Source organism: Phycisphaeraceae bacterium (genome assembly GCA_040222855.1).
Lineage (GTDB): Bacteria > Planctomycetota > Phycisphaerae > Phycisphaerales > Phycisphaeraceae > Mucisphaera.
Window position 1 is genome coordinate 522,602 of the sequence record JAVKCD010000025.1, and the last position, 24,421, is coordinate 547,022.

Annotated in this window: 25 protein-coding genes and 1 tRNA gene; 14 read left to right on the forward strand and 12 right to left on the reverse strand. The window is 62.9% G+C overall.

Going from position 1 to position 24,421, the window contains the following annotated elements:
* Positions 1-57: 57 nt before the first annotated feature.
* From trpB to RIG82_11985, 3 genes are all read right to left on the reverse strand, one after another.
* The gene (trpB, locus tag RIG82_11975; protein MEQ9461658.1) at positions 58-1,272 is read right to left on the reverse strand and encodes a tryptophan synthase subunit beta; all 1,215 of its coding nucleotides are present in this window, start codon (positions 1,270-1,272) and stop codon (positions 58-60) included.
* Positions 1,273-1,380: 108 nt separating this feature from the next.
* Positions 1,381-1,707 carry a PilZ domain-containing protein gene (locus RIG82_11980; GenBank protein MEQ9461659.1) on the reverse strand — a complete coding sequence of 109 codons (327 nt, stop codon included), beginning with the start codon at positions 1,705-1,707 and terminating at the stop codon, positions 1,381-1,383.
* Positions 1,708-1,727: 20 nt separating this feature from the next.
* On the reverse strand, positions 1,728-2,450 hold the full coding sequence (locus tag RIG82_11985) for a B12-binding domain-containing protein (protein MEQ9461660.1): 723 nt from the start codon (positions 2,448-2,450) through the stop codon (positions 1,728-1,730).
* Positions 2,451-2,678: 228 nt separating this feature from the next.
* Here RIG82_11985 and RIG82_11990 point away from each other — a divergent pair, with 228 nt between their 5' ends.
* Complete coding sequence (locus RIG82_11990) at positions 2,679-3,662, forward strand: M48 family metallopeptidase (protein ID MEQ9461661.1); 984 nt, start codon at positions 2,679-2,681, stop codon at positions 3,660-3,662.
* A 2-nt stretch (positions 3,663-3,664) separates the two neighbouring features.
* The gene (locus RIG82_11995) at positions 3,665-4,426 is read left to right on the forward strand and encodes a ubiquinone/menaquinone biosynthesis methyltransferase (protein ID MEQ9461662.1); all 762 of its coding nucleotides are present in this window, start codon (positions 3,665-3,667) and stop codon (positions 4,424-4,426) included.
* Positions 4,427-4,524: 98 nt separating this feature from the next.
* Here the strand turns inward: RIG82_11995 and RIG82_12000 are convergent, their stop codons facing one another.
* A complete protein-coding gene (locus RIG82_12000; protein MEQ9461663.1) occupies positions 4,525-6,330 on the reverse strand; it encodes a SpoIIE family protein phosphatase in 1,806 nt (601 codons plus the stop codon).
* 138 nt (positions 6,331-6,468) lie between these two features.
* Here RIG82_12000 and RIG82_12005 point away from each other — a divergent pair.
* A tRNA-Pro gene (locus RIG82_12005) sits at positions 6,469-6,542 on the forward strand.
* A 105-nt stretch (positions 6,543-6,647) separates the two neighbouring features.
* On the opposite strand, the gene RIG82_12010 is transcribed toward RIG82_12005, so the two are convergent.
* A complete protein-coding gene (locus RIG82_12010) occupies positions 6,648-7,271 on the reverse strand; it encodes a hypothetical protein (GenBank protein ID MEQ9461664.1) in 624 nt (207 codons plus the stop codon).
* Between the two features lie 172 nt (positions 7,272-7,443).
* Here RIG82_12010 and RIG82_12015 point away from each other — a divergent pair, with 172 nt between their 5' ends.
* The 4 genes from RIG82_12015 to RIG82_12030 are packed head-to-tail and all read left to right on the forward strand — an operon-like array spanning position 7,444 to position 9,277.
* Positions 7,444-8,310, forward strand: coding sequence for an SMP-30/gluconolactonase/LRE family protein (locus RIG82_12015; protein ID MEQ9461665.1), 867 nt, complete (start codon positions 7,444-7,446; stop codon positions 8,308-8,310).
* Positions 8,311-8,359: 49 nt separating this feature from the next.
* Entirely contained in the window at positions 8,360-8,554 is a 195-nt protein-coding gene (locus tag RIG82_12020; GenBank protein ID MEQ9461666.1) for a type II toxin-antitoxin system VapB family antitoxin, read from the forward strand.
* Positions 8,551-8,904 carry a PIN domain-containing protein gene (locus tag RIG82_12025; protein MEQ9461667.1) on the forward strand — a complete coding sequence of 118 codons (354 nt, stop codon included), beginning with the start codon at positions 8,551-8,553 and terminating at the stop codon, positions 8,902-8,904. Before RIG82_12020 ends, RIG82_12025 begins: the two co-directional genes overlap by 4 nt.
* A 4-nt stretch (positions 8,905-8,908) precedes the next feature.
* The gene (locus RIG82_12030; protein MEQ9461668.1) at positions 8,909-9,277 is read left to right on the forward strand and encodes a DUF2237 domain-containing protein; all 369 of its coding nucleotides are present in this window, start codon (positions 8,909-8,911) and stop codon (positions 9,275-9,277) included.
* A 200-nt stretch (positions 9,278-9,477) separates the two neighbouring features.
* Here RIG82_12030 and RIG82_12035 read toward each other — a convergent pair whose 3' ends face one another.
* Positions 9,478-10,023 (reverse strand): MGMT family protein, encoded by a 546-nt coding sequence (locus tag RIG82_12035; GenBank protein ID MEQ9461669.1) that lies wholly within the window; start codon positions 10,021-10,023, stop codon positions 9,478-9,480.
* 185 nt (positions 10,024-10,208) lie between these two features.
* On the opposite strand from RIG82_12035, the gene hpnH reads away from it, so the two are divergent.
* From hpnH to RIG82_12055, 4 genes are read left to right on the forward strand one after another with little or no spacing between them, the layout of a single operon-like run.
* The gene (gene hpnH, locus RIG82_12040) at positions 10,209-11,354 is read left to right on the forward strand and encodes an adenosyl-hopene transferase HpnH (GenBank protein ID MEQ9461670.1); all 1,146 of its coding nucleotides are present in this window, start codon (positions 10,209-10,211) and stop codon (positions 11,352-11,354) included.
* Positions 11,355-11,363: 9 nt separating this feature from the next.
* Positions 11,364-11,897, forward strand: a complete 534-nt coding sequence (locus tag RIG82_12045) for an HAD hydrolase family protein (protein MEQ9461671.1) — start codon at positions 11,364-11,366, stop codon at positions 11,895-11,897.
* A gap of 21 nt (positions 11,898-11,918) precedes the next feature.
* Entirely contained in the window at positions 11,919-12,467 is a 549-nt protein-coding gene (locus RIG82_12050) for a hypothetical protein (GenBank protein ID MEQ9461672.1), read from the forward strand.
* A 17-nt stretch (positions 12,468-12,484) separates the two neighbouring features.
* A complete protein-coding gene (locus tag RIG82_12055) occupies positions 12,485-14,290 on the forward strand; it encodes a serine hydrolase (protein ID MEQ9461673.1) in 1,806 nt (601 codons plus the stop codon).
* Positions 14,291-14,293: 3 nt separating this feature from the next.
* Here RIG82_12055 and RIG82_12060 read toward each other — a convergent pair whose 3' ends face one another.
* Together RIG82_12060 and RIG82_12065 are read right to left on the reverse strand one after the other, a co-directional pair.
* Positions 14,294-15,694, reverse strand: a complete 1,401-nt coding sequence (locus tag RIG82_12060) for a dihydroorotase (GenBank protein MEQ9461674.1) — start codon at positions 15,692-15,694, stop codon at positions 14,294-14,296.
* Between the two features lie 41 nt (positions 15,695-15,735).
* Positions 15,736-16,053, reverse strand: a complete 318-nt coding sequence (locus tag RIG82_12065) for a hypothetical protein (GenBank protein MEQ9461675.1) — start codon at positions 16,051-16,053, stop codon at positions 15,736-15,738.
* Positions 16,054-16,199: 146 nt separating this feature from the next.
* On the opposite strand from RIG82_12065, the gene RIG82_12070 reads away from it, so the two are divergent.
* On the forward strand, positions 16,200-18,416 hold the full coding sequence (locus tag RIG82_12070; protein MEQ9461676.1) for a hypothetical protein: 2,217 nt from the start codon (positions 16,200-16,202) through the stop codon (positions 18,414-18,416).
* The gene (locus RIG82_12075; protein MEQ9461677.1) at positions 18,416-19,354 is read left to right on the forward strand and encodes an ABC transporter ATP-binding protein; all 939 of its coding nucleotides are present in this window, start codon (positions 18,416-18,418) and stop codon (positions 19,352-19,354) included. The genes RIG82_12070 and RIG82_12075 overlap by 1 nt, the downstream gene beginning before the upstream one ends.
* A gap of 140 nt (positions 19,355-19,494) precedes the next feature.
* Here RIG82_12075 and RIG82_12080 read toward each other — a convergent pair whose 3' ends face one another.
* Complete coding sequence (locus RIG82_12080) at positions 19,495-20,436, reverse strand: hypothetical protein (protein MEQ9461678.1); 942 nt, start codon at positions 20,434-20,436, stop codon at positions 19,495-19,497.
* 144 nt (positions 20,437-20,580) lie between these two features.
* On the opposite strand from RIG82_12080, the gene RIG82_12085 reads away from it, so the two are divergent.
* The gene (locus RIG82_12085) at positions 20,581-21,699 is read left to right on the forward strand and encodes an Mrp/NBP35 family ATP-binding protein (protein MEQ9461679.1); all 1,119 of its coding nucleotides are present in this window, start codon (positions 20,581-20,583) and stop codon (positions 21,697-21,699) included.
* 9 nt (positions 21,700-21,708) lie between these two features.
* Here the strand turns inward: RIG82_12085 and RIG82_12090 are convergent, their stop codons facing one another.
* The 3 genes from RIG82_12090 to RIG82_12100 are packed head-to-tail and all read right to left on the reverse strand — an operon-like array spanning position 21,709 to position 24,337.
* The gene (locus RIG82_12090; protein ID MEQ9461680.1) at positions 21,709-22,287 is read right to left on the reverse strand and encodes a rhodanese-like domain-containing protein; all 579 of its coding nucleotides are present in this window, start codon (positions 22,285-22,287) and stop codon (positions 21,709-21,711) included.
* A gap of 27 nt (positions 22,288-22,314) precedes the next feature.
* On the reverse strand, positions 22,315-24,000 hold the full coding sequence (locus RIG82_12095; protein ID MEQ9461681.1) for an FAD-dependent oxidoreductase: 1,686 nt from the start codon (positions 23,998-24,000) through the stop codon (positions 22,315-22,317).
* Between the two features lie 16 nt (positions 24,001-24,016).
* Entirely contained in the window at positions 24,017-24,337 is a 321-nt protein-coding gene (locus RIG82_12100) for a metalloregulator ArsR/SmtB family transcription factor (protein ID MEQ9461682.1), read from the reverse strand.
* Positions 24,338-24,421 lie beyond the last annotated feature (84 nt).

The following is a 24,421-nucleotide window of genomic DNA, read 5'->3' on the forward strand; positions in this document are numbered from 1 at the left end:
ATCCAAGTGCTGGTTCTTACAGCGTCCAGTGGTTTACGCCTGAGATGATCGGCAGGTTCAGGTGGTTTCCATGCCCAGGAGTCGGACGACTTCGTCGAGGTCTTTGTCGCCTCGGCCGGAGACGTTGATGAGGACGATGCTGTCTTTTGGCATGGTGGAAGCGAGGTCTAGGGCGTGGGCGACGGCGTGGGCGGATTCGAGGGCTGGGAGGATGCCTTCGTCGCGGGTGATGGCCTGGAATCCGTCGAGGGCGGCGGTGTCGGTGCAGGCGGTGTAGGTGACACGGCCAGCGTCGTGCCAGTATGAATGTTCGGGGCCGACGCCTGGGTAGTCGAGACCGGCGGAGATGGAGTGGACGTTGGAGGTCTGTCCGTCGGTGTCCTGCAGGACGTAAGAGAGTGAGCCGTGGAGGACGCCGGGTTGCCCGAAGGTGAGGGGCGCGGCGTGGTCGCCGAGTTGTTGGGATCGTCCGCCGGCTTCGACGCCAATGAGTTTGACGTTTTGATCCTGGATGAAGGGGTGGAAGATTCCGGCGGCGTTGGAGCCTCCGCCTACGCAGGCGACGATGACATCGGGGAGTCGTCCGATCTGCTTGGTGCATTGCTCGCGGGCTTCGGTTCCCATGACGGATTGGAAGTCGCGGACGATCATGGGGAAGGGGTGGGGTCCGACGACGGAGCCGATGATGTAGTGGGTGGATTGTGAGGAGGCCATCCAGTCGCGCATGGCGGCGTTGGTGGCGTCTTTGAGGGTGCAGGATCCGGATTCGACGGGGATGACGTTGGCTCCCATGAGTTTCATGCGGAGGACGTTGGGTCGTTGGCGTCGGATGTCTTCGGTGCCCATGTAGACGTCGCACTCGAGTCCGAGTCGGGCGCAGGCGGTGGCGGTGGCTACGCCATGCTGGCCGGCACCGGTCTCGGCGATGACGCGCTTCTTGCCCATGCGGAGGGTGAGGAGTGCCTGGCCGAGTGAGTTGTTGATTTTGTGGGCGCCGGTGTGGGCGAGGTCTTCGCGCTTGAGCCAGATCTGCCCCCCGCCGGCGCGTCTGGTGAGACCTGGCGCGAACTGAAGGGGTGTTGGTCGGCCGACGTAGTTTTTGAGGGTTTCTTCGAAGAGCTGTTTGAAGGCGGGGTCTTCTTTGGCTTCGGCGTAGGCTTGTTCGAGTGATCGGAGGGCGTGGATGAGGGTTTCGGGGACGTAGACCCCGCCGAAGCGGCCGAAGTAGCCGTTGGTGTCGGGTCGGAGGAGGATGGGGTTGGTGGCGGTCATGTTGATAGTTTAGCCCGCGTATGGGGTGGGGCGGGGGCTCTAAAATTATGAAAATGCACACAGCACGCCTTCGGCGTGCCATGTGCCACCCCGATGGATTAGGTTGAATCAGGCGGCGATGAGGGCTGATTCGGGGACGCCGAGACGGATGCCGAAGGCTCCGGTGTTGTCGATGCGGGCGACGGTAGCGGGGACCATGGCGTCGGCACGGAGGAGGCCTTGTTGTGATTCTGAGGGGAGGGTGACGTCGATGGGCTGGCCGATTTTGAGGGAGGCATCATTGGCGAGTCGGAGGCGGAGGCCGGTCCACGAGGCGTCAAGTGATTCGCCGGCGAGGTAGTGTCCGGTGAGTCCGCAGCGGACCTTGACGGCTTTGGTCATGGGCCAGCGGGGGTGGAGTCGGCGGTCGTCCTGGTTGCTGTCTTGATCTGGCATCGAATGAGTCTCCTGGGGTATCAGGCGGCGTTCTTGTTTTGTTGTTGCTGTCGTCGACGGCGTCCGACGGTGCGTTGTTCGGGGATCATGCGTCGTTCGGGTTCTTCGTTGATGACTTCGACGAGTTCGACGGGATCGATGGCCCAGAGGTCGGCACCGATTTCTTCAGCGAGTCCATCGGCGCGGTTGAAGACTCCGCCGCCGACGGTGATCTGGATGTTGGGGCAGGCGCCGATGTCGTGGAGGCGGTCGATGAGGAGTCGCGTCTGGGGGACGGTGGGGGGGATGCAGCCGAAGACGATGAGTTTGTGGATGTCGAGCTTGGCGAGTTCCTCGACGATTTCGTCGTTGGCGATTCCGCCGCCTGCGAAGAAGACTTCGTAGCCGTCGGCTTCGAGGAGGTCGGCGGCGAGTTGAGCGGCGAGTTCTTCGATGATTTCGTCGCCACAGATCAGGAGGACGCGTTGGTTTCGGGAGGCGTGGGTTGGGAGTTTGGGTTGTAGCTGGTTGATGATCTGGTGGAGTTGTCTGGTGGCGTAGTGGTAGGCGAGGTTGGTGAGTTGATCCTCGCGGTTGATCTTCTGGAGTTGCTCGAGGCATGGCCAGAGGATGGTGTTGATGACTTCGACAGGGTCTTCGACCTTGGTGAGTGCCTGCTCGATGATCGAGCGTGCCTCGCGGCGGTCGCCGGAGATCAGGTGGGTGAAGAACCGCTCGTTGCCCAGGTGTCGCTGGCTCGGCATGGGGTCAGAGTCCTAAATCATTCGGTCGCGTGTCGGGCTTCCTGCCCATCCGTCCGTCCCTGCGGCCGTTGGCCCTAGGGTTATCCCGAGGCTTGGAGCCTGGGTCACCAGAGGAGTCATCGGATTTTTCTGTGGCTTTGGGGATCAATCCGCGTTGAGGTCCGTTATCGAGGTCCGCGAAGTGATGAAGGGGGGTCTCGGGGTGTGTTGAGGGCGTAGAATGTGGGGATGAATGAGTCAAAAAGGGTTATGAGCGGTGCGTGGCGGTCCTGGGTGGCGGGCTTGAGGGGGGCTGCGCTATCGGTCCTGCTTGTGATGGGAGGGCTGTCGGGTTGTTCGACGAATCCGGCGACGGGTCAGTCGCAGCTCAATATTCTGAGTGAATCGAGGGAGATCACGCTGGGAGAGGAGGCGTCGCCTCAGTTTCTTGCGGAGTATGGGGGGGCATTGCCGGATGCTCAGGTGTTGTCGTATGTGCGGGGTCTTGGGCGTCAGCTGGCGGCGGTGAGTGAGCGGCCGGAACTGCCTTGGTCGTTTGAGGTGGTGGACTCGTCGGTGATCAATGCGTTTGCGCTTCCAGGTGGGAAGGTGTTTATCTCGCGGGGGTTGCTGGCGAAGATGACGAATGAGGCGCAGCTGGCGGGGGTTCTCGGGCATGAGATCGGGCATGTGACGGCGCAGCATATTGGTCAGCAGATGACGCGGGCGACTGGGATCCAGCTTGGTTTGGTGGTGGCGGGTGTGGCGGCGTCGATGTCAGATGAGGATCTGCTGGCGGTGCTTGGGGTCGCTGGGGGTGAGATGGCGGCGGGGGTGTATCTGTTGAAGTTCGGGCGGGATCAGGAGCATCAGGCGGATGAACTGGGGCTGCGGTATATGACGCGGCTGGGTTTTGATCCGATGGGGCAGGTGCAGGTGATGCGGATTCTTAAGGATGCGAGTGGGGGTGGGGGTTCGGTGGAGTTTTTATCGACCCATCCGCTTCCCGAGAGTCGGATCGAGCGGCTGGAGGGGATGATCCGTGAGCGTTACCCGGACTCGGGGACATCGGCTTATGGGTTTGGGGAGGCACGGTTTGAGCAGGAGGTGCTGAGTCGGTTGCGGGCGTTGCCGGCGGCGAAGCACCCGAAGCAGGGGGCTGACGCTGGGGGGGCGATGCCAGTGGTGGCGTGGTGTGGGTCGTGTGCAGAGTCGCATCGGGTGGGTGGTTGAGGATGGGTAAGGGTGGCTGGGAGCGTGAAGCGCTTGGCGATGTTCATGCAGCGTCGGATAAGGCGACGCGGGTGCGATCGATGTTTGCGGCGATCGCGCCGAGTTATGACCTGAATAACCGGCTGCACTCGGTGGGTCTGGATCAGTGGTGGCGGAGGCGGCTGGTTGCGATGGCGGGGGTGAAGGCGGGGGATGAGGTGCTGGATGTGGCGACGGGGACGGGGGATGTGGCGTTGGCGTTTGCGCGGCGGGGGTGTCGTGTGGTGGGTGTGGATTTCACGGCTGAGTTGTTGCGGATCGCGCAGGGCAAGCGTGTGGGTAAGGGGTTTGTTGAGCCGGTGTATGTGGCGGGGGATGCGACGCGGCTGCCGATGGCGGATGGGGCGTTTGATGTGGTGAGTATTGCTTTTGGGATTCGGAATGTGGATCGTCCGGAGGTGGCGTTGGCTGAGTTTTATCGGGTGCTGCGGCCGGGCGGGCGGTTGGTGATTCTGGAGTTTTCGACGCCTGGGTTTGCGCCGGTACGTTGGGTGAACTCGCTTTATTGCGATGTGATCATGCCGAGGACGGCGGCGTGGATCGCGGGGGATCGGGTGAATGCGTACCGGTATCTGCCGGCGAGTGTGGCGAGTTTCATGAGTGCGGATGAGATGAAGGGTGCGATGAGGGCGGCGGGTTTTGAGGGGGTGGCGGATCGTGGGTTGACGTTGGGGGTGGCGCGGGTTTATCGGGGGGTGAAGCCCTGCTTCGCCAAGGCTACGTAGGGTTCGGTGGTTTGAGGGGATGAGGTTCTGAGAGGAGGGCGGGCACAGGGCACTCGGCTACGCCGAGTTGCCCGGTGGCACCCGAGCGTGGAGGGGGGTCAAGCCCATTGGAGGGCGACGGCGGTGGCGTCGTCGGCGAGTTGGGTTCGGCCGGCGTGTTGTTCGATGGCGGTGAAGAGGCTCTGTACGGGGCAGGTCTGGGGCGGGAGCTGGTTGATGATGGACTGGATTCGTGGGAAGCCGAACTCTTCGGCGCGGCCTTCGTCATCGGGTTGGGCTTGTTGTTCGACCATGCCATCTGAGACGATGAGGAGGCATCCGCCTGGGTAGAGTTCGAGTGTTGCGGCGGGGTAATCGAAGGATGAGGCGATGCCGATGGGTGGCCCGCCTCGGTCGGCGAGGGTGAGCAACTCGCCTTCGGGTCGGCGGAGGAGAGCGTAGCCGTGTCCGGCGTCGACGTAGGTGAGGGTTCGTTGTTGGATGTCGATGACGGCGGCCCAGAGGGTGATGAATCGGCTGTCGGCGCAGCGGGCCTGGAGGAAGGTATTGAGGGCGGTGACGACTTTGGCGGGGTCGTGGGTGTGGTTGAAGGCGGCGTGGATGTATCCCTGGGCGGCGGTCATGAGGACGGAGGCGGCGACGCCTTTGCCTGCGACGTCGCCCAGGGTGATGGCGAGTCGTTGTTCGTTGAGCGGGATGACGTCGAAGAAGTCGCCGGAGATGACGCGGCCAGGGCGGCTTTCGCCGGTGTAGGTGATGCCTGAGATGGAGCCGGTTCGTTGGGGGAGGACGAAGGCCTGGGCTTCGGCGGCGGCGGCGAGGTCGGACTCGACGCGGGCGTAGCGTTTCTGGAGGTCGAGGCGCATGAGGTTGGAGAGGGCGAGGGCGGCGATCTGTGCGAGTCGGACGGCGAACTGGGTGGCGTCGGTGGAGAGTTTTGCGGCGCGACCGGTGCCGTGGCGGTTGTCGAGGTAGAGGAAACCGGCGACGGTGGGTCCGAGTTTGAGGGGGACGCAGAGGGCTTCGTCGATGCCGAGTTCGAAGACGGAGACGGCGAGGTCGGGGTCGGACTGCTGGCGAGTGAGTCGGGTGGGGAGGCCTTCGACGGCGGCGCGGCGGATGAGGGAGCGGGAGAAGCTGGGGCCGTCGGCCTGACTGGTGAAGGAGCCGTGGGCGGCGAGGACGGTGACGTTGGCGTCATCGGTCATGGGTCGGAGGATGGCGGCGTTGGTGTAGCCGGTTCCGCGGATGGCGGCTTCGAGGACGCTGGTGGCGAGTTGAAGTTCGGTGTCGGCATCGTGGATGGATTCGGCGCAGTCGAGGAGGAGGTTCATCCACTGGCCGGTGGATTTGTTGGCGGCGGCGGGTTCGACGAGGGTGATGTTGCCGTTGCTGCTGTGGGTGGTGTCGTCGAAGGTTTGGGAGAGTCGGCTGTCGGTGCCGCGGAGGGCGGGGTTGACGACCTGGAAGACCCAGGGGGCCATTTCGATGAGGTCATCGGGTTCGATGGGGTAGCGTTGGTCGGGTTTGAGTTTGATGCCGTTGAGGCGGGTGCCGTGCCGGGATCCACGATCGACGAGAAACCACCCCCCCTCGCCCCCCGCCCCCCCCGCACTCCCCGCACTCCCCCCACCCCCCGCTCCCCCCGCCTTGGGGTGGAAGGTGGTGGTGTCGGGGTTTTTGGGTTGTCGGGGGGTGTCGGTGACGAGCATGGCGTGCTCGCGGGAGACGGAGTCTTTTTCGATGAGTTGGAGGGTGTTGCCGGCTCGGCGGCCGAGGGTTACGGGGCCGGGGGGTGTGAGGGTGTGGTTGATGACGCGGGGCCCGGCGACGGAGACGAGGGCGAGGGTGGTCTGGGGGGCGTCGAGGGTGGAGGAGGGGGGTTTGGAGGCGGTCTGGGGCATGGGCGCGGCGTCCTGATTGTTGTCACCACCCGACTTAGGACAGTTTAACAGGTGGTGGTCGGAATCCGAGGTTTGATGTTTGGCGGAAGGCCGGAGATCGGCTAGGCTTACGGATTCCCCGCAAGGCGGGGCACAACTCGGGGCGTAGCGCAGCTTGGTAGCGCGCTTGACTGGGGGTCAAGAGGTCGCAGGTTCAAATCCTGTCGCCCCGACTTCGATAAAAACCCCTGAGAGATCGGGGGTTTTTGCTATTTCTGCCATAACTCTTTGTGTGCCCTAGACAGCCTTCTTTTATTTGGAGAAAAGTAAGTGTGGATTCATGGGCACATCAGAGAGGCCAAGAACGCATCGACTGAGCTCGCATGACAGTAGATTTCGCCCGAGACAGTGAGTGGATATCCATTGGCCTCATCTTTGGCTACTGCGTCTGCCAGCCGTTTATAAGCTTCATTGTCCGGCGAGGTGACGCCATACCGTCTCGCTAGCAGGATGACATGAACCATAAGATTGAATATTGCGGGGTAGAGATTTACGTACTGGCCATACCACTTCAAAGCATGCATTGCTAGTGGCTGCTGTTCGGCCTTGTATTTGGTGTCGATGGCCTGAATGGCGGTCAGGACTACTTCCCTGTCGATGAGGCAGAGAATGCCTAAGTCGCTGACCAGTGGCTGGTTGCTGATAGCTAGAGGCTTGACATTATGGGTAACCTCTCCACCGTGATGAAAATGATTACGAAGCGCCTTCATTGCTACGAATTCACCATGTTTGAATAAATCACTCCTCATCGCCTTAGGTACTCGGTCGTGCATGGAGTGAAGTGCGTTGGACCAGTTGAACAGAACGTCCTCACTTGGTGTTTCTACGAACGCGATGTAAGCGCGGCACAAGCGGGCTACTGCATCAGAGCCATCTTTTTTCATATTTGCCTTCACCATCATTAAGTTCCGCGCGTCCTTTAATTCTAAACTTATTGTTGCCAAATAAACTGCTCAGGCATCAGCAACTACAGAACTGTAAACCGAAACCGAGGGCTGCATCAGATGGCGTGAAGGGGACAGGTTGGTGAGTGTCATTTAGCCGGTGCTTTGTTGAGACTGGTAAACTCTTGTGATGAAAGCAATCCCAGGAGTGCCGGTGTTGAGGCTTGGTGAGGGGCCGGTTTGGTGGGGGGGTGTGTTGTGGTTTGTGGATATTGTGGCGGGGAAGTTGTGTCGGTATGAGCCGGAGACGGGGGGGTATGAGGATCGGGTGGTGGCGGAGTTGCTGGGGGCGGCGGGGCCTTGTGATGATGGGCGGTGGATGCTGGCGACGGAGCGGGGGCTGAGTTTGCTGGATTGGGGGAGCGGTGAGGTGGAGGTGGTCTCGCAGGTGCTGGCGGATACGGCGTTTCGGTTTAATGACGGGAAGGCGGACCCGGCGGGGCGGTTCTGGGTGGGGACGATGGCGACGGGGCGGGATGCGGGGCCGGGGTGGTTGTATCGGTGGGAGGCGGGCAAGGGTGAGCCGGAGGCGGTGCTGCCTGGGGTGACGATCTCGAACGGGTTGGACTGGTCGGCGGATGGGAAGCGGATGTATTACATCGATACGCCAACGCGGCGGGTGGATGTGTTTGATTATGACGTGGCGAGCGGGTCGATTCGTGATCGGCGGACGCTGGTGGAGATTCCGGAGGGGAAGGGTTCGCCGGACGGGATGTGTCTGGATGCGGAGGGGCACGCGTGGGTGGGTTTCTGGGGTGGGCGGTGCGTGCGGCGGTTTGATGGTCAGACGGGTGAGTTGTTGGCGGAGGTTGCGGTGCCGGCGTTGAATGTGACGAGTTGTTGTTTCGGGGGTGAAAATTACGAGACGCTTTATGTGACGACGGCGTCGGTGGGGATGTCGGAGGAGGAGCGTGCTGAGCTGCCGGAGGCGGGGCGGGTGTTTTCGGCGGAGGTTGGGGTGGGGGGGCGGGCCGGGCATGTGGTGCGGGTGGGATAGATTTCATAAAGTTCTTGGCCAACGCATCAATCACGGGTATGATTGATGCATGAGAACGACTGTCAATCTTGATGATGCGTTGCTGGAGCAGGCGGCGAAGCTGACGGGCGTCAGCAACAAGACGGCGCTGGTGAACAAGGCGCTGGAGGTGCTGGTGGCCCGGGAGAGCGCGCGGGCGCTGGCGCGGCTGGGCGGGAGTCAGCCGGAGATGAAGGAGATCCCGCGACGGCGATCGGCGTCGTGATCCTGGCAGACACGTCGGTGTGGGTGGAGCACTTTCGGGCGACGGATCGGCGGCTGTTTCGGCTGTTGGACGAGCAGGGGATCGTGCTGCACGAGATGGTGATCGGTGAGTTGGCGTGCGGCGGGCTACCGGAGCGGGCGCGGACGATCGGTCGGCTCAAGCGGATGCCACGGGTGCGGACTTGCGGTGCTGAGTCGTGTCTGGATCTGATCGAAGTGGAGGGTCTCGTGAGCCGAGGGATCGGGTGGGTGGACGTGCATCTGCTGGCGAGTTGTCTGCGGGATGGGGTGCGGCTGTGGACGCGTGACCGGAGGCTGCATGAGGTCGCCCGGGGACTTGGGCTAGGATAATGACATGGCAAAGAATGTGCTTGGGACGGAACTGGCTGAGTGTTCGCGGGACCCGTTGACGGGGTTTTACCGGGATGGGTGTTGTCGGACGGGTGCTGATGATGTGGGGTTGCACACGGTTTGTGCGCGGGTGACGGCGGCGTTTCTGTCGTTCTCGAAGCAGGCGGGGAATGATTTATCGACGCCACGGCCGGAGTATTCGTTTCCGGGGTTGAAGGCAGGGGATCGGTGGTGTGTTTGTGTGGAGCGTTGGAAGGAGGCGCTGGAGGCGGGTGTGGCTCCGCCAGTGGTGCTGGAGGCGACGCACATGTCGGTATTGGAGTTTGTGGAGATGGACGTGTTGGAGGAGCACGCTGTGGGGTCGGGGGCTTGAAGATTACGGCAGTTGCGCTCGCTTCATTGATGGGGGGAGTAAGTTTTTCAGGGGATGGGCCCACAGGCTCGCGCCTGTGGCTCGTGACGCGATCGGATCGATTCTTGGTGAACTGACAGGGCGTGATGATGCGCCACGGGTCACTCGCCTTTGGCTCGATGACCCGTGGCACCCATCGATGAAACTGAATGCTTTGGGGCTTAGAACAGCGTGATGCCTTCGGCGCGGAGGAGTGTTTCTTTGCGTTGTAGGCCCCAGCCGAAGCCGGTGAGTTGGCCGGAGGTTCCGATGACGCGGTGGCAGGGGATGAGGAGGGCGATGGGGTTTGAGCCGACGGCCCCGCCTACGGCACGGGCGGCGGAGGGGTTGCGGCCGAGGCGTCGGGCGATGTCGGCGTAGGTGGCGGTGCTGCCGTGGGGGATGCTCAGGAGGGCGTGCCAGACGGCTTTTTGGAAGGCGGTGCCTTCGGGGGCGACGGTGAAGGTGTGGGGCTGGTCGTCTAGGACTTGATCGAGGATGGTCTGGGCCACGGGGTCATCGTGCCTGGCGTGCGTGGGCAGGGGGGCGGTTTGGCGATCGTCTTCGAGGAGGTCGAAGGCACAGATGATGTGATCAGCGGTAGTGACGCGGATGCGGCCCAGGGGTGTGGTGGCAATGCCCCAGGCGAGGTCAGCCTCGGCGGGCTCGGGGAGGTGGTCGAGCCAGTGGATGGTGTGGTTTGGGAGGGTGAGGGTGGTGGTCGACATGCGTGGAGGATAGCCGGTGGGCACCGGTCGGGTGGGTAGCGCCTCGCTGGGTACACAGCAGCTACGCTGCAGTGTGACACCCGATCGGGTTGACCGGTGGGGTGATCCCGTAGACGATGGAGTTTGAGGGCGAGGGGTCTGTTGTAACTACCGACATCACACCGATTTCCCAGCAAGGACCAGGCATGGGCGTACCGATATCTCAGATGTGGACTGTGGCGAGTTACGTACTGGGGCAGAAGCTGCGGGGGAAGAAGCGTTATCCGCTGGTGCTGATGCTGGAGCCGTTGTTTCGGTGCAATCTGTCGTGTGCGGGGTGCGGGAAGATTCAGTATCCGGCGCATATTCTCAAGCAGAATCTGCCTGTTGAGGATTGTCTGAAGGCGGCGGACGAGTGCGGGGCACCGATGGTGTCGATTCCTGGTGGTGAGCCGTTGCTGCATCCTGAGATGGAGAAGATTGTCGAGGGGCTTATTGCGCGGAAGAAGTACATCTATCTGTGCACCAATGCGATTCTGTTGAAGGAGGCGTTGGAACAGGGGCGGTTTAAGCCGAGTAAGTATTTGACGTTCTCGGTGCACATGGACGGGCTGGAGGAGCATCACGACTTCGCGGTGTGCCGTGAGGGGACGTATGAGAAGGCTTATGCGGGGATCAAGCTGGCGGTGGAGCAGGGTTTCCGGGTCACGACGAACACGACGATTTTCGAGGGCGGGGACCCGAACAGCTTGCGGGGTTTCTTTGATGCGATGATGGACCTTGGTGTGGAGGGGATGATGGTGTCGCCTGGGTATGCGTACCCGAAGGCGCCGGATCAGAAGAGTTTTATGGCGGAGCGGCAGAAGACCAACGAGTTCTTCGAGATGCTGCTGAGCAATCGGAAGAAGCGGTGGGTATTTAATCAGTCGCCGTTGTTCCTTGAGTTTCTGATGGGCAAGCGAGAGTATGAGTGCACGCCCTGGGGGAACCCGACCTTTAATATGTTTGGCTGGCAGAAGCCGTGTTATCTGTTGCAGGACGGGTATGTCGACTCCTTTGAGGAGTTGATGGAGACAACGGACTGGGACAACTATGGCCGGGCGTCTGGGAATCAGGCGTGTCAGCAGTGCATGGTTCACTGCGGGTACGAGCCGTCGGCGGTGGATCACACGTTCTCGTCGTTTGGTGGGATGTGGGGGACGGTGAAGGCGATGGTGTTCAACGCCTACGCGAATCCTTCGGCGGGCAAGCGGTTGGCGGCGGAGGCGAAGAAGCCCCATGGTCCGTTGGTGCAGTTGGGGATCGAGTCGGCGGAGGAGGAGCGTGAGGCGGCGACGGCGGGTGCGGCGTAGACTGGTGATATGACTGAATCAGCTGAGAGTTCTGCGGATCATCTGGCGTTGCGGGTTGAGCGGCTGCCGTGTCCGGTGGCGGCGTTGATCTGTGATTTTGATGGGGTGCTGACCGACAACCGGGTGATCGTGCGGGAGGACGGGCTTGAGTCGGTGGTTTGTGATCGCAGTGACGGGTTGGGGTTGCAGATGGTGCGTGACTCGGGCGTGGCGGTGGGAGTGTTGTCGAAGGAGCGGAATCCGGTGGTGTCGGCGCGCTGCAAGAAGCTGGGGGTTGCGTGCATTCAGGGGATTGATGACAAGCTGCCGGTGCTGCGAAAGTGGGCGGAGGAGCACGGGGTCAAGATGGAGCACCTTGTTTACATCGGCAACGATGTGAATGATGTGGAATGCCTGAAGGCGGCGGGGTGCGGGGTGGCGGTGGCGGACGCTTATGACGTGGCGATGGAGGCCTCGGATTTTGTGCTCGAACGATCGGGTGGGTACGGGGCCGTGCGTGAGTTGTGTGATCTGATTCTGGCGCGGAATGCGCAGGCGAGTTAGTTAACTTCTGGAGGTCTTGTGATGGATCTGAGTGCGGCTCATCTACACGTGGCGCTGGTGCATCTCCCGATGATTGGCGTGGGGGCGGCGGCGATCCCGCTGATTGTGGGGTTGATCCTGAAGAACCGTGCGTGTACGGATACGGGGTTGTGGATGCTGGTGGTGTTTGGGTGGTCGATCGCGGCGGTGATGTCGACGGGTGAGACGGCGAAGGAGTTAGCGGAGCAGGGGTTGGGGATCGCGCCGTACCTGGATGAGGCGGCGTGGGGGATTATGGATCGGCATTACGATGAGGCGGAGGTCTACGCGAAGCTGGTTTATCTGACGGCGGCGCTGGCGTCGATCGCGATCGTGCTGCGGTGGTTCAAGAAGGTTGCCTGGCAGAAGCCGGTGGCGTGGCTGGCGGCGGTGGCGGCGGTGGTGAGCGTGCCGGGGATGGTCTATGTGGCGATGTCGGGTGGGCAGATCCGTCATCCGGAGTTTCGGCCGGATCGGCCGGTGCTCACGGAGCCGGTGGCGGTGCCGGAGGGGGTAGGCGATGTTGATGAAGAGGGTTACGATCGGGACTAAGAGAGGTTGGCCCGCAGATGCGTGGGACGGTCTGGATTTCTGGTTTTGCGGTGCTGTGGCTGTGGGCGGTTGCCAGCGGTCAAGTGGGTGATGATCTGCGGGCGGCGGCGCGGGAGCCGATGATGGAGCACCGAGCGGACCGTGTCATTGATTATGAGCACCTGGGGCGGGCGGATGCTGCGATTGAGGCGGCGATTCAGCGGGGTGAACTCCCGGGCGCGGTGCTGTATGTCGGGGATCGAGAGGGGGTTTTTTACCGGAAAGCGTATGGGGATCGGTCGGTGGTGCCGGAACGGGTGGGGATGGGGATCAACACGATCTTTGATCTGGCGTCCCTGACCAAGCCAATCGCGACGGCGACGGCGATTCATATCCTGATTGATGAGGGGAAGATCGAACTGGACGCGCCGGCGTCGGACTACCTCCCGGTCTTGAGGGAGAAGGATGCGAATGGGCGGATCACGATCCGAGAGTTGTTGCTGCATCACAGTGGGCTTCCGCCTGCCAATCCGATGAGCGACTACGAGGGAGATCGCGAGACGATGATCGCCAACGTGGCGTCCTGTGCACTGCGGGGTGAGCCGGGTGATGCGTATGCGTATTCGTGTCTGGGGTACATCCTGCTCGGTCAGATCGTGGCGGAGGTGTCGGGGCAGGCGTTGGATGTGTTCGTGACGGAGCGAGTGTTCGAGCCGCTGGGGATGACGGACACGGGGTACAACCCTGGTCCGGCGTACTTGGTGCGGACGGCGCCTACGGAGGTGGTGGAGGGCGAGGCGATCCTGGGGCGGGTGCATGACCCTCGGGCGTGGGCGCTGGGGGGTGTTTCGGGGAACGCGGGGTTGTTTTCGACGGGGCGGGATGTGGCGAGGTACGCGCGGATGATCCTGAATCGCGGGCAGTTGGAGGGGGCGCGGGTGATGTCGGAGGCGGCGGTCGAACGGATGTTGACGCCTGCGTCATTGGCGGACGGGACCGGATGGCGGACGCTGGGGTTTGATGCGCGGGGCTCGGCGACGTCGGCTCGGGGTGCGGTGATGGACCGGGAGTCTTCGGTCGGTCACACGGGGTACACGGGGACGGCGGTGTGGATCGATCCGAAGAATGATCTGTTCTATGTGCTTCTCACGAACCGGGTGCACCCGTCGGATGCGGAGGGTAAGGCGGCACCGGTGCGTCGAGATGTGGCGACGCTGGTGGGCGCGGCGGTGCTGGGGATTGCGGGTGATCCGGGGAAGGCAACGAAGGAGGCGCGTTTTCTGACGCCTCGGCCGCGGGAGCATCTGGAGGCGACGGCGTTCCTGCCGGAGGGTTTCGTGTTGAGGTTGCCGTACAAAGGCGGTTACGAGGTCGGCACGGGCTACGGGCATCAAGCGTCGTCGTGGACGCATAACACGATCGGTCGGGACTCGGCGGCGAATGACTATTTTGCGATCGACTTCGAGATGCCGGGGGGAACGGAGGTGCGGGCGGCGGCGGCGGGGCGTGTGATGACGAGTCAGGACCGAACGGGTAACGACGGTTACGGGCAGTACGTGGTGATCGATCACGGTCACGGGGTGACGACGATCTATGCGCACCTGTCGGAGCGGCGGTTCGGTGAGGTGAGCTACGGCGAGCCGGAGGTCCGGGTGGAGGCGGGGGAGGTGATCGGGCTGTCGGGGGATTCGGGGACGTCGTGGCCGCACCTGCACTTCGCGGCGCACACGGGGTCGCGGCTGTCGCACTCGGGTGCGGACGTGGGCGGGAAGGCGACAGTCCCGGAACCGATCGGGGGGTACTACGGGGTCCGGAAGGGTCAGGTGCTCAGCGGCGGCGAGTGACGGCTAGGGACGGTCCTGAGTCGAGGTCCGCTGCTCGATCAAGTCGATCAGGTCCTGTTCGGTGGCGGGGGGGCGGTGGTTGGCGGCCTTGAGTCGTTCGGGATCGCGGAGGAGTTTGATGTCGCCGGAGACGATGGTGGCGAGGGCTCGGCCGGTGACGGTTTGGCCTTGGAAGGGGCAGTTGCGGGACTTGCCGGCGAAGGTGGCGGTGTCGATGGTCCAGTTGTGGTTGGGGTCGATGAGGGTGATGTCGGCGTGGCTGCCGGTGGCGAGGTGTCCGCGGGCTTCGAGCTCGCAGAGTTCGGCGCCGCGCCAGGTCATCATCTCGATGAGTCGGGTCCAGGTGATGGTGTCGGTGTCGATGAGGGCTTTGATGTAGAGGGCGAGGGCGGGTTCGAGGCCGATGATGCCGTAGGGCGCGTCCTCGAACTCGAGGGCTTTTTCTTCGGGTGTGTGAGGGGCGTGGTCGGTGGCGAGGAGCGTGATGGTGCCGTCGGCGACGGCGGCGCGGAGGGCGTCGATGTCGGCCTGGCTGCGGAGGGGCGGGTTCATCTTGGCGAGGGTGTCGTAGCCGGCGCAGGCTTCGTCGGTGAGCAGGAGATGGTGGGGGCTGACTTCGCCGGTGATGCGGTGGACGTTGGGTCCGGCATCGTGTTTGGCGCGGCGGAGGAGTTCGGCACCGTTGGCGGTGGTCATGTGCTGGGCGTGCCAGCGGGTTTTGTATTGCTGATCGCGGGCGATCATGAGGTCGCGTTGGATCATGAGGTCTTCGGCGAGTCGTGGCCAGCCGGAGAGGCCGAGTCGTGCGGCGAGGGGGCCTGCGTTCATGGCGCCGCCGCCGAGAGTGGGGTCTTCGCAGTGCTGCATGATGCAGCGGCCGGTCATACCGACGTAGGTCATGGCCTTGGCCATCATGCCAGCGGAGGCGACGCCTGTGCCGTCGTCGGAGAAGGCGACGGCGCCGCGCTGGGCCATGAGGCCGATCTCGGCGAGTTCGCTTCCGTGTCGTGACTTGGTGAGTGCGCCGACGGGGAAGACGTTGGCCATGCCAGCGCGTTCGGCGCGTTCGTAGACGTAATCGATGCTGGCGTCGTCATCGAGGGTCGGGTTGGTGTTGGGCATGCAACAGACGGAGGTGAAACCGCCTGCGATGGCGGCGGCAGCACCGGTGGCGATGGTTTCTTTCTGCTCCTGGCCGGGCTCGCGGAAGTGGACGTGGACGTCGATGAGTCCGGGTGTCACGAGGAGGCCGGATGCGTCGAGGGTGGGTAGTCCGTCGGTCTGAGCCGATGTGAGTTTGCCGACAGAAGCTACGCGGCCGTCTTCGATGAAGAGGTCGGTGGTGGTGTCGAGGTTGTTCTTGGGGTCGATCAGACGCCCGCCACGGATCAGCAATCGGCTCATGGCGTCACGATAACAAGCCGGGCGGGGAGGCGGGGAGTTGGTCAGGCGGCTTGCTTTTTGGGGGTCTCTTGAGGCTGAGGCATGGCGAGGGGCCCGGAATCTTGGGCTTCGTCATCGTCGATGATCTCGACGGTGTCCTCGTCGTCATCTTCGATGACGGTGACGCCTGAGGAGCGTTGGACGCGATCGATGACGGAGTTGAGGTATTCGTTGCGGCGGCGGCGGCTCTCGCAGACGAGGTCGTGGCGGATGATTCGGAAGTGGGCGAAGCTGGTGAGGGTGCTCAGGGCACAGGTCAGGAGCATGTAGCCCATGAGGCCGAGGACCGCGAGCATGGAGAGGGTGACGTGGTTGAACACAAGAGCGGTATCGACTGGTTGATGGTGGGGTTCGCGCCTGATCGGGGTCGTGCGGTTTATCGGCCCCGCAGGGATGGTGCTGAGGGCTTAGAATCGGGTGCCCTGGGGCTTTGCTTATGAAGTATGTGCTGAGTTTGGCTGTTTGGATGTTGTTGTTAGCTGTGGTTGCGCCGTCAGCGTGGGGGCAGATTCGTCTGGAGGCGGAGCAGGCCTCGCTGGGGTTTGAGGGGTATCTTTATCCGGGGTTGTGGACGCCGGTCCGGGTGGGTGTGGAGAACACGACGGGTCAGCCGTTGGCGGTGCGGCTGACGGTGCCGGTTCGGGATAGTGATGGGGACCAGGTTCAGTATCAGCGGGTGGTGACGGTGGACGCGAACCGGACGGCGGATGCGTGGTTGTATGTGATGAGCCCGCAGTCGTTTCAGACTGTGGTGGAGGTGCGGGCGGCCAACGCTGAGACGGGCGCTTCGTATCCCGGTGTTCAAATCCGCAGTGCGTCGCCAGCGGTTGTGCATGCCAAGCGGGTTTTGGTGCTGTCGACGGGTCGGGTCGGGCTGGAGGATTATGTGGATGGGGTCACGCGGCACGAGCCGGTGTATCCGATCGAGGGTTTGACGCTGCGTGATCTGCCGGATCGTGCGCATGGGTTGGATGCGATCGATGCGGTGGTATGGGCTCCCGGCGGGGGCGATCCGGCGACAGCGCGATGGACGCCGGCGCAGCAGAATGCTTTGCGGGGCTGGGTGCGGCGGGGCGGTCATCTGGTGTTGATCCTGCCGTCGGCGGGTCAGACGTGGGGGGCTTCGTCGCTGGCGGACGTGTTGCCGGTGGACCCGAGGCGGATGGAGCGTGTGACGATCGAGCCGCCTCGCTGGCTGGGGAGGTCGCTGACCTCGGAACCGGTGACGATCACTGCGACGGCGATGATTCCCAAGCCTGGGTCGATGGTGCTGCATGAGCTTGAGGATGGCCGGGCTACGCTGGTGGCGGGGACTTATGGTTTTGGGCGTGTGACGGTGCTGGGCGCGGATGTTACGGATATCGCGCTGCGACGGATCGTGGCGGATGACGGGAGTTTTCGGGTGTGGCAGCGGGTCTTCGGCTGGCAGGCTCCGGTGCGTCCCAAGGCATGGATTGAGCAGCAGATCAGGCAGGGTGAGGTGACTTCTGAGGACTCGCCGGTTCGGGTGAAGGTCACACTTGATGAGGGGATGTCGGCGTATACCGATCTGCGGCGAGCGGTGGGGCCGTGGCTGAATCTGTTGCTGATTCTGCTGGCGGCTTACTGGGCGGTGGCGGGTCCGCTTAGTTATTTGGCGGTGCGTCAGCGTCAACGAACAGAGTTGGCGTGGCTGGCTTTTGCGGTGTGTGTGGTGGTCTTTAGTTTGTTGTCGTGGGTGGTGATCGCGTTTGCGGCACCAGCTCAGACGCAGGTGCGTCATCTCACGGTGCTGGATGTTGATGCGCGGGCGCGGATTGCGAGGGTCAATGGGTGGGCTTCGGCGTTCACGCCTGAGTTTGGGCGGGTCGCTATTCGGTTTGGGCATGAGCCGATCGTCGGGACGTATCTGTCGTCGCCGGGTTGGCCGGGTGCGGCGATGCTGAGCTTTATTGATGCGCGGCCTTATCCGGTTGAGGCTGACGACCCGTCGGGGTTGGGTGTGCCGTCGCGGTCGGCGGCTCGGATGGTGCGGTACGAGACGATGGGGCGGCTGGATGATCTTGGTTATCCGGGGACGTTTTACGACACACTGACGCTGGTGGATGGCTTGCCTTCGGGGACGGTGCGGCATGAGGCGCCTGCGCCGATTCGTTATGTGCGTGCGACGTTTCTTCCTTTTGGTGAGACGGCGGACCGGGCGATTACCTGGGCGATCGATGAGCCTTGGGTAGCGGGTGAGTCGCTAGCGATCGCGCCTGAGAACGCTGTGCGGCTGGTGAATCGACCGGGCGGGCTGCGGTTTGATCGGCAGCGGAGCCTGCGGAACGAGGGGCATCTGGGGGGTCAGTTGTCGGTGTTCCCGACGCAAGATGGGTGGCTGCAGACTTCGGAGGGTGCGTTGCGGCCTCGTCTGCTGGCGATGCTTCGTGTGCTGACGTTTTATGACCTGCTGCCAGCGCCACGGTTTCATCAACTGGAGCTGACGGATCGGGCGAAAGTCCTGAGGCGTGGGCAGCTCAAGCGTCTTGATCTGTCACAGAATCTGCTGCCGGGGCGGCTGATTCTGACGGGCCTGATCGAGGGGGCTGAGCTACCAGCGCCGCTGCTGATTGGCGGGCAGGAGCCCTCGTCTTCGGGGATGACGGCGGTGCGGATTGTGTACGACCTGACGGACGCCAGCGGTGGCGCGGAGACACGTTGATGGCGATGATTCAGACCAAGAATCTCACGAAGAAGTATGGCGACCTGGTGGCGCTGGATCACCTGGATCTGACCGTCGAGGCGGGGGATGCGTTTGGCTTTCTGGGTCCGAACGGGGCCGGGAAGACGACGACGATGAAGATTCTGGCGACGCTGTTGAAGCCAACATGGGGTGAGGCTCGGATCGACGGGCTGAGTGTCGGGCCGGTGAATGCCCAGGAGGTGCGGCGGATCATTGCGTATGTTCCGGATTTCTTCGGGTCATATGCAGACCTGACGGTGACGGAGTATCTGGAGTTTTTCGCTTCGGCTTATCAGATCAACGGGCCGGAGCGGCGGCGGGTGATCGGGGATGTGCTGGAGCTAACGGACCTGACGGGTAAGTCGTTGTCGGAGGTTAATGGTCTGTCACGCGGGATGCAGCAGCGGTTGTCCGTGGCGCGGGCGTTGCTGCACGACCCGAAGCTGTTGCTGCTTGATGAGCCGGCGTCGGGTTTGGACCCGCGGGCGCGGGTTGAGATGCGCGAACTGCTCAAGGAGCTGCATCGCATGGGCAAGACGATTCTGATCAGCTCGCACATCCTGCCGGAGCTGTCGGAGCTGTGTACGAAGTTCGGGATCATCGAGCGTGGGAAGCTGAGGTTTGTGGGGACCAAGGAGGAGTTGCTGCAACGGACCGAGACGGGGGCGATGCTCAGGGTGCGGGTGGCGGAGAAACCGGACTTGGCGCGGAAGGCTCTGGAGGGATTGACGGGTGTGCTCGAGGCGACGGTCGATCCGGATGGTATTCGCGTGCGGCTGGAGGCTCACCATCCGGAGACAGTCGGTCAGATTGCGCGATGTCTGGTGGAGGCGGGGTTGAAGCTGGTGGAGTTGCGGGCGGAGGAGGCGAGTCTCGAGACGGCGTTTATGCGGATGACCGAGGGGGCTGTGCAGTAGAGTCTGGAGGACGCGGATCGCCTATCCCCCTTGTCTTGACAGCGGGAGTTACAAAAAGAGACCCGACAGGCTATCGCCCGTCGGGATCCCGTGTCTCGCCACCTTTTCCGGTGTGCACGGAGCCACTAGCTCCGCATAAATCATAAATCGAGTTGGTCATCCTGTCGATTATTTTCTGCGGTCTGGCCTGATGATTCTTGTGAATCCAGGTCGTTCATGCCGGACCTTCGGTCCCGCTGGCCTCTGGGGCGTTCCTGCCTGCCTTCGCCAGACCCCCCACGTTCACGAGCGCCCTGCATCCGGCGTTCCATCTCTTCGCGGGCTTGTTCCACGTTGGCATCGAAGGTCTCGAACTGTTCTGTGGTCAGGAGTTCGCGGATTTCAGCGAGGCTGTCGATGAGCTTGGGAGCGGTTTGTCGGAGTTCACGGAACTCGGCCATGAGGCTTTGGAGTCGATCGCGGTCCTGAAGCTCCCGGGCGTCGCGGGCCTCGGCCATGAGGTCGCGGAGGGCTTGTTCGTTGGTCTCATGCCAGGCTTCGAGTTCTCCGCGAAAGGTGGCGGCGATCTCCATGACCTCATCACGTTGGGCGTCGTCGAGGTCGACGCCACGGAAGAGTTCGCGGAGCATCTGTCCTCGCTCGGGCTGTCCGGATCGAGGGGGCGCCATGCCGGGCTCACCGCCGGGCCCGCGGCGGTCGCCGAAGCGATCGCCACGCTCGGGTCCAGGGCCGGGGGCACCAAACTCGTTGCCACGAGGCCCTCTGCGGTCACTCATGCCGCGACCATCGCGGCCGGGTGGGGGCATAAAGCCTTGTTGGCCACGGGGTTGTCCCTGCATGCCACGGCGGCCGTCACGCGGATCGCCGAAGTCCTGTCCACGGGGTCCGCGCGAGGGCGGCGGCATGAACTCGTGGCCGCAGTTGGGGCAGGTCATCTCGGCGTGATGTCCTGGGGTGTTTTGGCCCATGCCCTGTCTGGGACCTGGCTGAGCGAAGGCTGGGACAACGGCGACGCCAGCGAAGCCTATAGCGACGGTAGCGAGTCCTGCGATGAGAAGGTTACGGGTAGTCGGGAGTTTCATGGTCAGGTCCTTTCCCTGATGGGTGGGTGATTCTCAAGCGGAGTAACGCTGTTGCGGGGGGTTCATTGCAGGGCAAGTCGAGAAATGCGTGGTTGGCTAAGGATCGCCGATCGACCTAGGATCGAGGTTTGAGGAGCATTCAGCATGGCAACGACAAAAGAACAGGTCCTTCAGACGCTGCAGACTGTGCAGGACCCCGAGCTTCACAGGGACCTGGTGTCATTGAATATGGTGCGTCACGTGGCGGCTTGTGATGGGGTGGTGCAACTACAGATCAAGGTGTCGTCGCTGAATGAAGATCTGCGTAAAGAGCTACGCGGGCGGATCGAGTCAGCGTTGCGTGCGATCGACCCGCCTGTGGAGAAGCTGGAGGTTGAGTTCGTGTCCGGGCTGGCTCAGGCAGGAGGTCAGAAGCCTCAGCCGCAGGCGACAGTGGGTGAGTCCGGCGAGAAAGAGAATCTGCTGCCAGGTGTTAAGCACATCATCGCGGTGGGTGCCGGGAAGGGGGGTGTCGGGAAGTCGACGGTGGCGGTGAATCTTGCGATTGGACTCGCCCGGCGGGGCGCGCGGGTTGGGATTCTGGATGGCGATATTTACGGGCCGTCGCTGCCGACGATGCTCGGGTTGGATCGGTTCAGCCCGAAGGCAGAGGGGAAGAATCTGCTGCCGTTTGATGTGCATGGGGTTTTTGCGATGTCGCTTGGGTCGCTGGTGGAGGATGAGAAGCCTCTGATCTGGCGAGGGCCGATGGCGCATGGTGCTTTCAGGCAACTGGTGACGCAGACGCTTTGGGGAGCGTTGGACTACCTGATTATTGACCTCCCGCCTGGGACGGGGGATGTCCCACTGACGATGGCGCAGTTGTTGCCGTTGACAGGTGCGGTAGTGGTGTGCACGCCTCAGAAGGTGGCGCAGGACGATGCTCGGCGGGCGGTGGCGATGTTCCGGCAGTTGCGGATCGAGGTGTTGGGAGTCGTCGAGAACATGAGCTACTTCATCGGTGACGATGGCAAGGAGTACGACATCTTCGGTAAGGGCGGAGCGGAACTGATGGCCCAGCAGATGGGTGTGCCGTTTTTAGGGCAGATTCCGATCAACACGGCGATCCGTTACAACGCCGACGCTGGCGATCCGACGGCGAACTACACGGGTGATGATCAACTCGCGAAGGAGTTGACGGCAGTCACGGAGAAGCTAGCGGCGCAGGTATCGATGCACCTGATGTCGGAGGCGGCGGATCGGCCGACGCTTTCGGTGAGGTAACAACCGGGATCAGATCGTGCAGTTTTGTGAGGATGGCTTCTTCTTGTTCCACGGCATTCGCGCCAGGAGCATGGCCATCCCGCAGGTGTCGGTGAGGCCTGCGAAGAGCAGGCCAGCGCCGACGAAGCCAGAGAGGCCGATGAACCAAGGGTGAACGATGGCGGCGAGGATCACGCCGAGGAGGATGAGTGATCCGGCGGTGATCTGGACCTGGCGCATGATGGAGATCGCGCCCCTGGCTCGGGTCACCGGGAGTCCGGCGTCGGCCCAGGCGGCGGTTCCGCCTTCGGTGTTGATGATGTTACTCAGACCTGCGGACACCAGGCGTTCACAGGCTTTGGCCCCGCGACCGCCAGCGTGGCAGATGACGTAAATCGACTGGTCATCGGTGGCTAGCGTTCGGATCGTGTCGGTGTCGAGCTGGTCGAGAGGCATCAGGCGGGCCTGTGGGATGTGGACGGCGTGATACTCGGCGGGCGTGCGGACGTCGATGAGCAGGGCGTTGGGGTCTGACTTAAGGTGCTTGGCGAGCTGCTCGGGGGTGATCGAGCCGTAGGCGGCGATTGGTGATTGGGCGGTGGTGGTCATGGAGAGGACTCCGGGTGAGTATTGCCTTCAGGCGTTGGCGTGTTCGCAAACGTTTGAGCGATTGCGGACGGTTGCGCCGCCAGCAAGTTCGAGGATGTTGCGGAAGCCGTGTTGGGCAAGCAATCGTGCGGCGACATGGCTGCGGACGCCGGAGGCGCAGGTCACGATGGTGGGTTTAGATGGATCGAGTTCGTTGAGGCGGTCGCGGAGGTCATCGACGGGGATGTTGATGGCGTGCTCTCCGGCACGCAGCGGTGCTTTGGCGACCTCGCTAGGCGTGCGGACATCCACCAGTTGATACGGGGTCAGGTCGGAGTCGCTGTCGGCGAAGGTGTCGGAGCCATCGAGGGCGTTGCAGGCGGCGAAGGCGGCCATGTGGAGCACGTCCTTGGCGGAACCGAAGGGTGGGGCGTAGGCAAGGTCGAGGTTGGCAAGGTCGCGGACGGTGCCCTTCATCGCCATGAGGGTGGCGATGACATCGAGTCGTTTGTCGATGCCCTCAGCGCCGACGGCTTGGGTGCCGAGCACGCGGCCGGTGGTCGGGGCGTAAGCGAGCTTGAGGGTGACGGGTTTGGCGCCGGGGAAGTAGCCCGCGTGATGATTGGCGATGACGGTGACGGTCTGCATCGGGATACCGAAGCGTTCAGCAGAGCGGTTGGTCAGGCCGGCGAGGCCTGCGGTGACGCTGAAGACCCGAACGATGGAGGTCCCGAATACATCACCCATCGGGGAGGCGTCGCCAGTGGCAGCGTGGGTGCCCGCGATCCGGCCGGCGCGGTTCGCAGGCCCGGCCAGGGCGATGCGCATCGGGTTGCCGGTCGGGCCATAGGCGTACTCGACGGCATCGCCGACGGCGTAGATATCGGGGTCGGAGGTGCGCATGAAGCGGTCGACGGTGATGCCGCGGGTCGAGCCGAGTTCGAGTCCGGCGTCCTCGGCGAGTTTGGTGTTGGGAATCACTCCGACGCCAAAGATGACAGCGCCGACAGCGACGGTCTCGCTGGACTTAAGCGTGGCGGTGAGGGTCTGGCCTTGTTGCTCGATGGCGACGACCTCGTCTCGGACACGGAGGTCGATGCCTTGTCGTTGGAGCTCCTCAGCGATCGGCGTGGCCATCTCGGGGTCCATTAGCGCGAGGACCTGAGGGGCGCGTTCGACGAGGGTGACGTGCATGCCGCGGACGCGGAGCTGCTCAGCCATCTCGAGTCCGATGTAGCCGGCGCCAACGACCAGGGCACGTTGCTGTTCCAGGCCTTCGAGATGGTCGTGGATAGCGTCGGTGTCATCGAGGTTACGGAGCGTGAAGACGCCGGGGAGCTCCTTGCCCGGGATCTCCGGGACGATCGGGCGGGCACCCGGCGCGAGGATGAGCTTGTTGTAGGGCAGGTCGAGTTCTTCGCCAGCGACGTGGTTGTGGACGCGGACGGTCTTGTTCGCACGGTCGATGCGGATGGCTTCATGCCTTGGGCGTACGTCGATACGGAATCGCTGGCGGAGGAGTTCCGCGGAGGCGACGGTGAGCTTGGCGCGGTCGGCGATCTCTCCGCCGAGGTAGTAAGGCAGTCCACAGTTGGCGAAGGATACGTGATGGTCTTTCTCGAGTAAGACGATGTTGGCGTGTTCGTTCATGCGTCGGGCGCGGGCTGCTGCGGACGCTCCGCCAGCGACTCCGCCGACGATCACGATGTTGAGATTCTGTTGGAAGGTGTTCATGGTGCTGTCAGTTCTGTCAGGTGGACAACTCGTCACGATGGGTCTGGAGGCACTCGATGATGAAGCTGGCCGCCGGGTGATGGACGCGGTAGAACGACTCGCGTCCCTCGCGCTCGACGCGGAGGATGCGGTGGGCTTTGAGTTGTGTGAGGTGGCCGGAGACGGCGGCCTGGGGCAGGTCCAGGGTGAGGGCGAGTTCGCCAACGGACAGGCGTCGGTCTAGGAGGGTCTCGATGAGGCGCAGGCGGTGCGGGTGAGCCATGACCCTGAGCAGCGGGGCGGCTGCGTCGAGCAGTTCGGTCGGCAGGGCATCACGGTTGGTGGTGGGTGGGCTCATTGCCTATCAATATATCGACAGATTTCGATAAATCAATCTATCAGGGAGGATAAATCTTGATTTTATTGTGGATCGAGTTGTCTT

Bases quoted from the DNA above. Each gene is read 5' to 3' on its own strand.
- trpB (MEQ9461658.1), bottom strand. From the start codon at position 1,272: ATGACCGCCACCAACCCCATCCTCCTCCGACCCGACACCAACGGCTAC.
- RIG82_11980 (MEQ9461659.1), bottom strand. From the start codon at position 1,707: ATGCCAGATCAAGACAGCAACCAGGACGACCGCCGACTCCACCCCCGC.
- RIG82_11985 (MEQ9461660.1), bottom strand. From the start codon at position 2,450: ATGCCGAGCCAGCGACACCTGGGCAACGAGCGGTTCTTCACCCACCTG.
- RIG82_11990 (MEQ9461661.1), top strand. From the start codon at position 2,679: ATGAATGAGTCAAAAAGGGTTATGAGCGGTGCGTGGCGGTCCTGGGTG.
- RIG82_11995 (MEQ9461662.1), top strand. From the start codon at position 3,665: ATGGGTAAGGGTGGCTGGGAGCGTGAAGCGCTTGGCGATGTTCATGCA.
- RIG82_12000 (MEQ9461663.1), bottom strand. From the start codon at position 6,330: ATGCCCCAGACCGCCTCCAAACCCCCCTCCTCCACCCTCGACGCCCCC.
- RIG82_12010 (MEQ9461664.1), bottom strand. From the start codon at position 7,271: ATGATGGTGAAGGCAAATATGAAAAAAGATGGCTCTGATGCAGTAGCC.
- RIG82_12015 (MEQ9461665.1), top strand. From the start codon at position 7,444: ATGAAAGCAATCCCAGGAGTGCCGGTGTTGAGGCTTGGTGAGGGGCCG.
- RIG82_12020 (MEQ9461666.1), top strand. From the start codon at position 8,360: ATGAGAACGACTGTCAATCTTGATGATGCGTTGCTGGAGCAGGCGGCG.
- RIG82_12030 (MEQ9461668.1), top strand. From the start codon at position 8,909: ATGGCAAAGAATGTGCTTGGGACGGAACTGGCTGAGTGTTCGCGGGAC.
- RIG82_12035 (MEQ9461669.1), bottom strand. From the start codon at position 10,023: ATGTCGACCACCACCCTCACCCTCCCAAACCACACCATCCACTGGCTC.
- hpnH (MEQ9461670.1), top strand. From the start codon at position 10,209: ATGGGCGTACCGATATCTCAGATGTGGACTGTGGCGAGTTACGTACTG.
- RIG82_12045 (MEQ9461671.1), top strand. From the start codon at position 11,364: ATGACTGAATCAGCTGAGAGTTCTGCGGATCATCTGGCGTTGCGGGTT.
- RIG82_12050 (MEQ9461672.1), top strand. From the start codon at position 11,919: ATGGATCTGAGTGCGGCTCATCTACACGTGGCGCTGGTGCATCTCCCG.
- RIG82_12055 (MEQ9461673.1), top strand. From the start codon at position 12,485: ATGCGTGGGACGGTCTGGATTTCTGGTTTTGCGGTGCTGTGGCTGTGG.
- RIG82_12060 (MEQ9461674.1), bottom strand. From the start codon at position 15,694: ATGAGCCGATTGCTGATCCGTGGCGGGCGTCTGATCGACCCCAAGAAC.
- RIG82_12070 (MEQ9461676.1), top strand. From the start codon at position 16,200: ATGTTGTTGTTAGCTGTGGTTGCGCCGTCAGCGTGGGGGCAGATTCGT.
- RIG82_12075 (MEQ9461677.1), top strand. From the start codon at position 18,416: ATGGCGATGATTCAGACCAAGAATCTCACGAAGAAGTATGGCGACCTG.
- RIG82_12080 (MEQ9461678.1), bottom strand. From the start codon at position 20,436: ATGAAACTCCCGACTACCCGTAACCTTCTCATCGCAGGACTCGCTACC.
- RIG82_12085 (MEQ9461679.1), top strand. From the start codon at position 20,581: ATGGCAACGACAAAAGAACAGGTCCTTCAGACGCTGCAGACTGTGCAG.
- RIG82_12090 (MEQ9461680.1), bottom strand. From the start codon at position 22,287: ATGACCACCACCGCCCAATCACCAATCGCCGCCTACGGCTCGATCACC.
- RIG82_12095 (MEQ9461681.1), bottom strand. From the start codon at position 24,000: ATGAACACCTTCCAACAGAATCTCAACATCGTGATCGTCGGCGGAGTC.
- RIG82_12100 (MEQ9461682.1), bottom strand. From the start codon at position 24,337: ATGAGCCCACCCACCACCAACCGTGATGCCCTGCCGACCGAACTGCTC.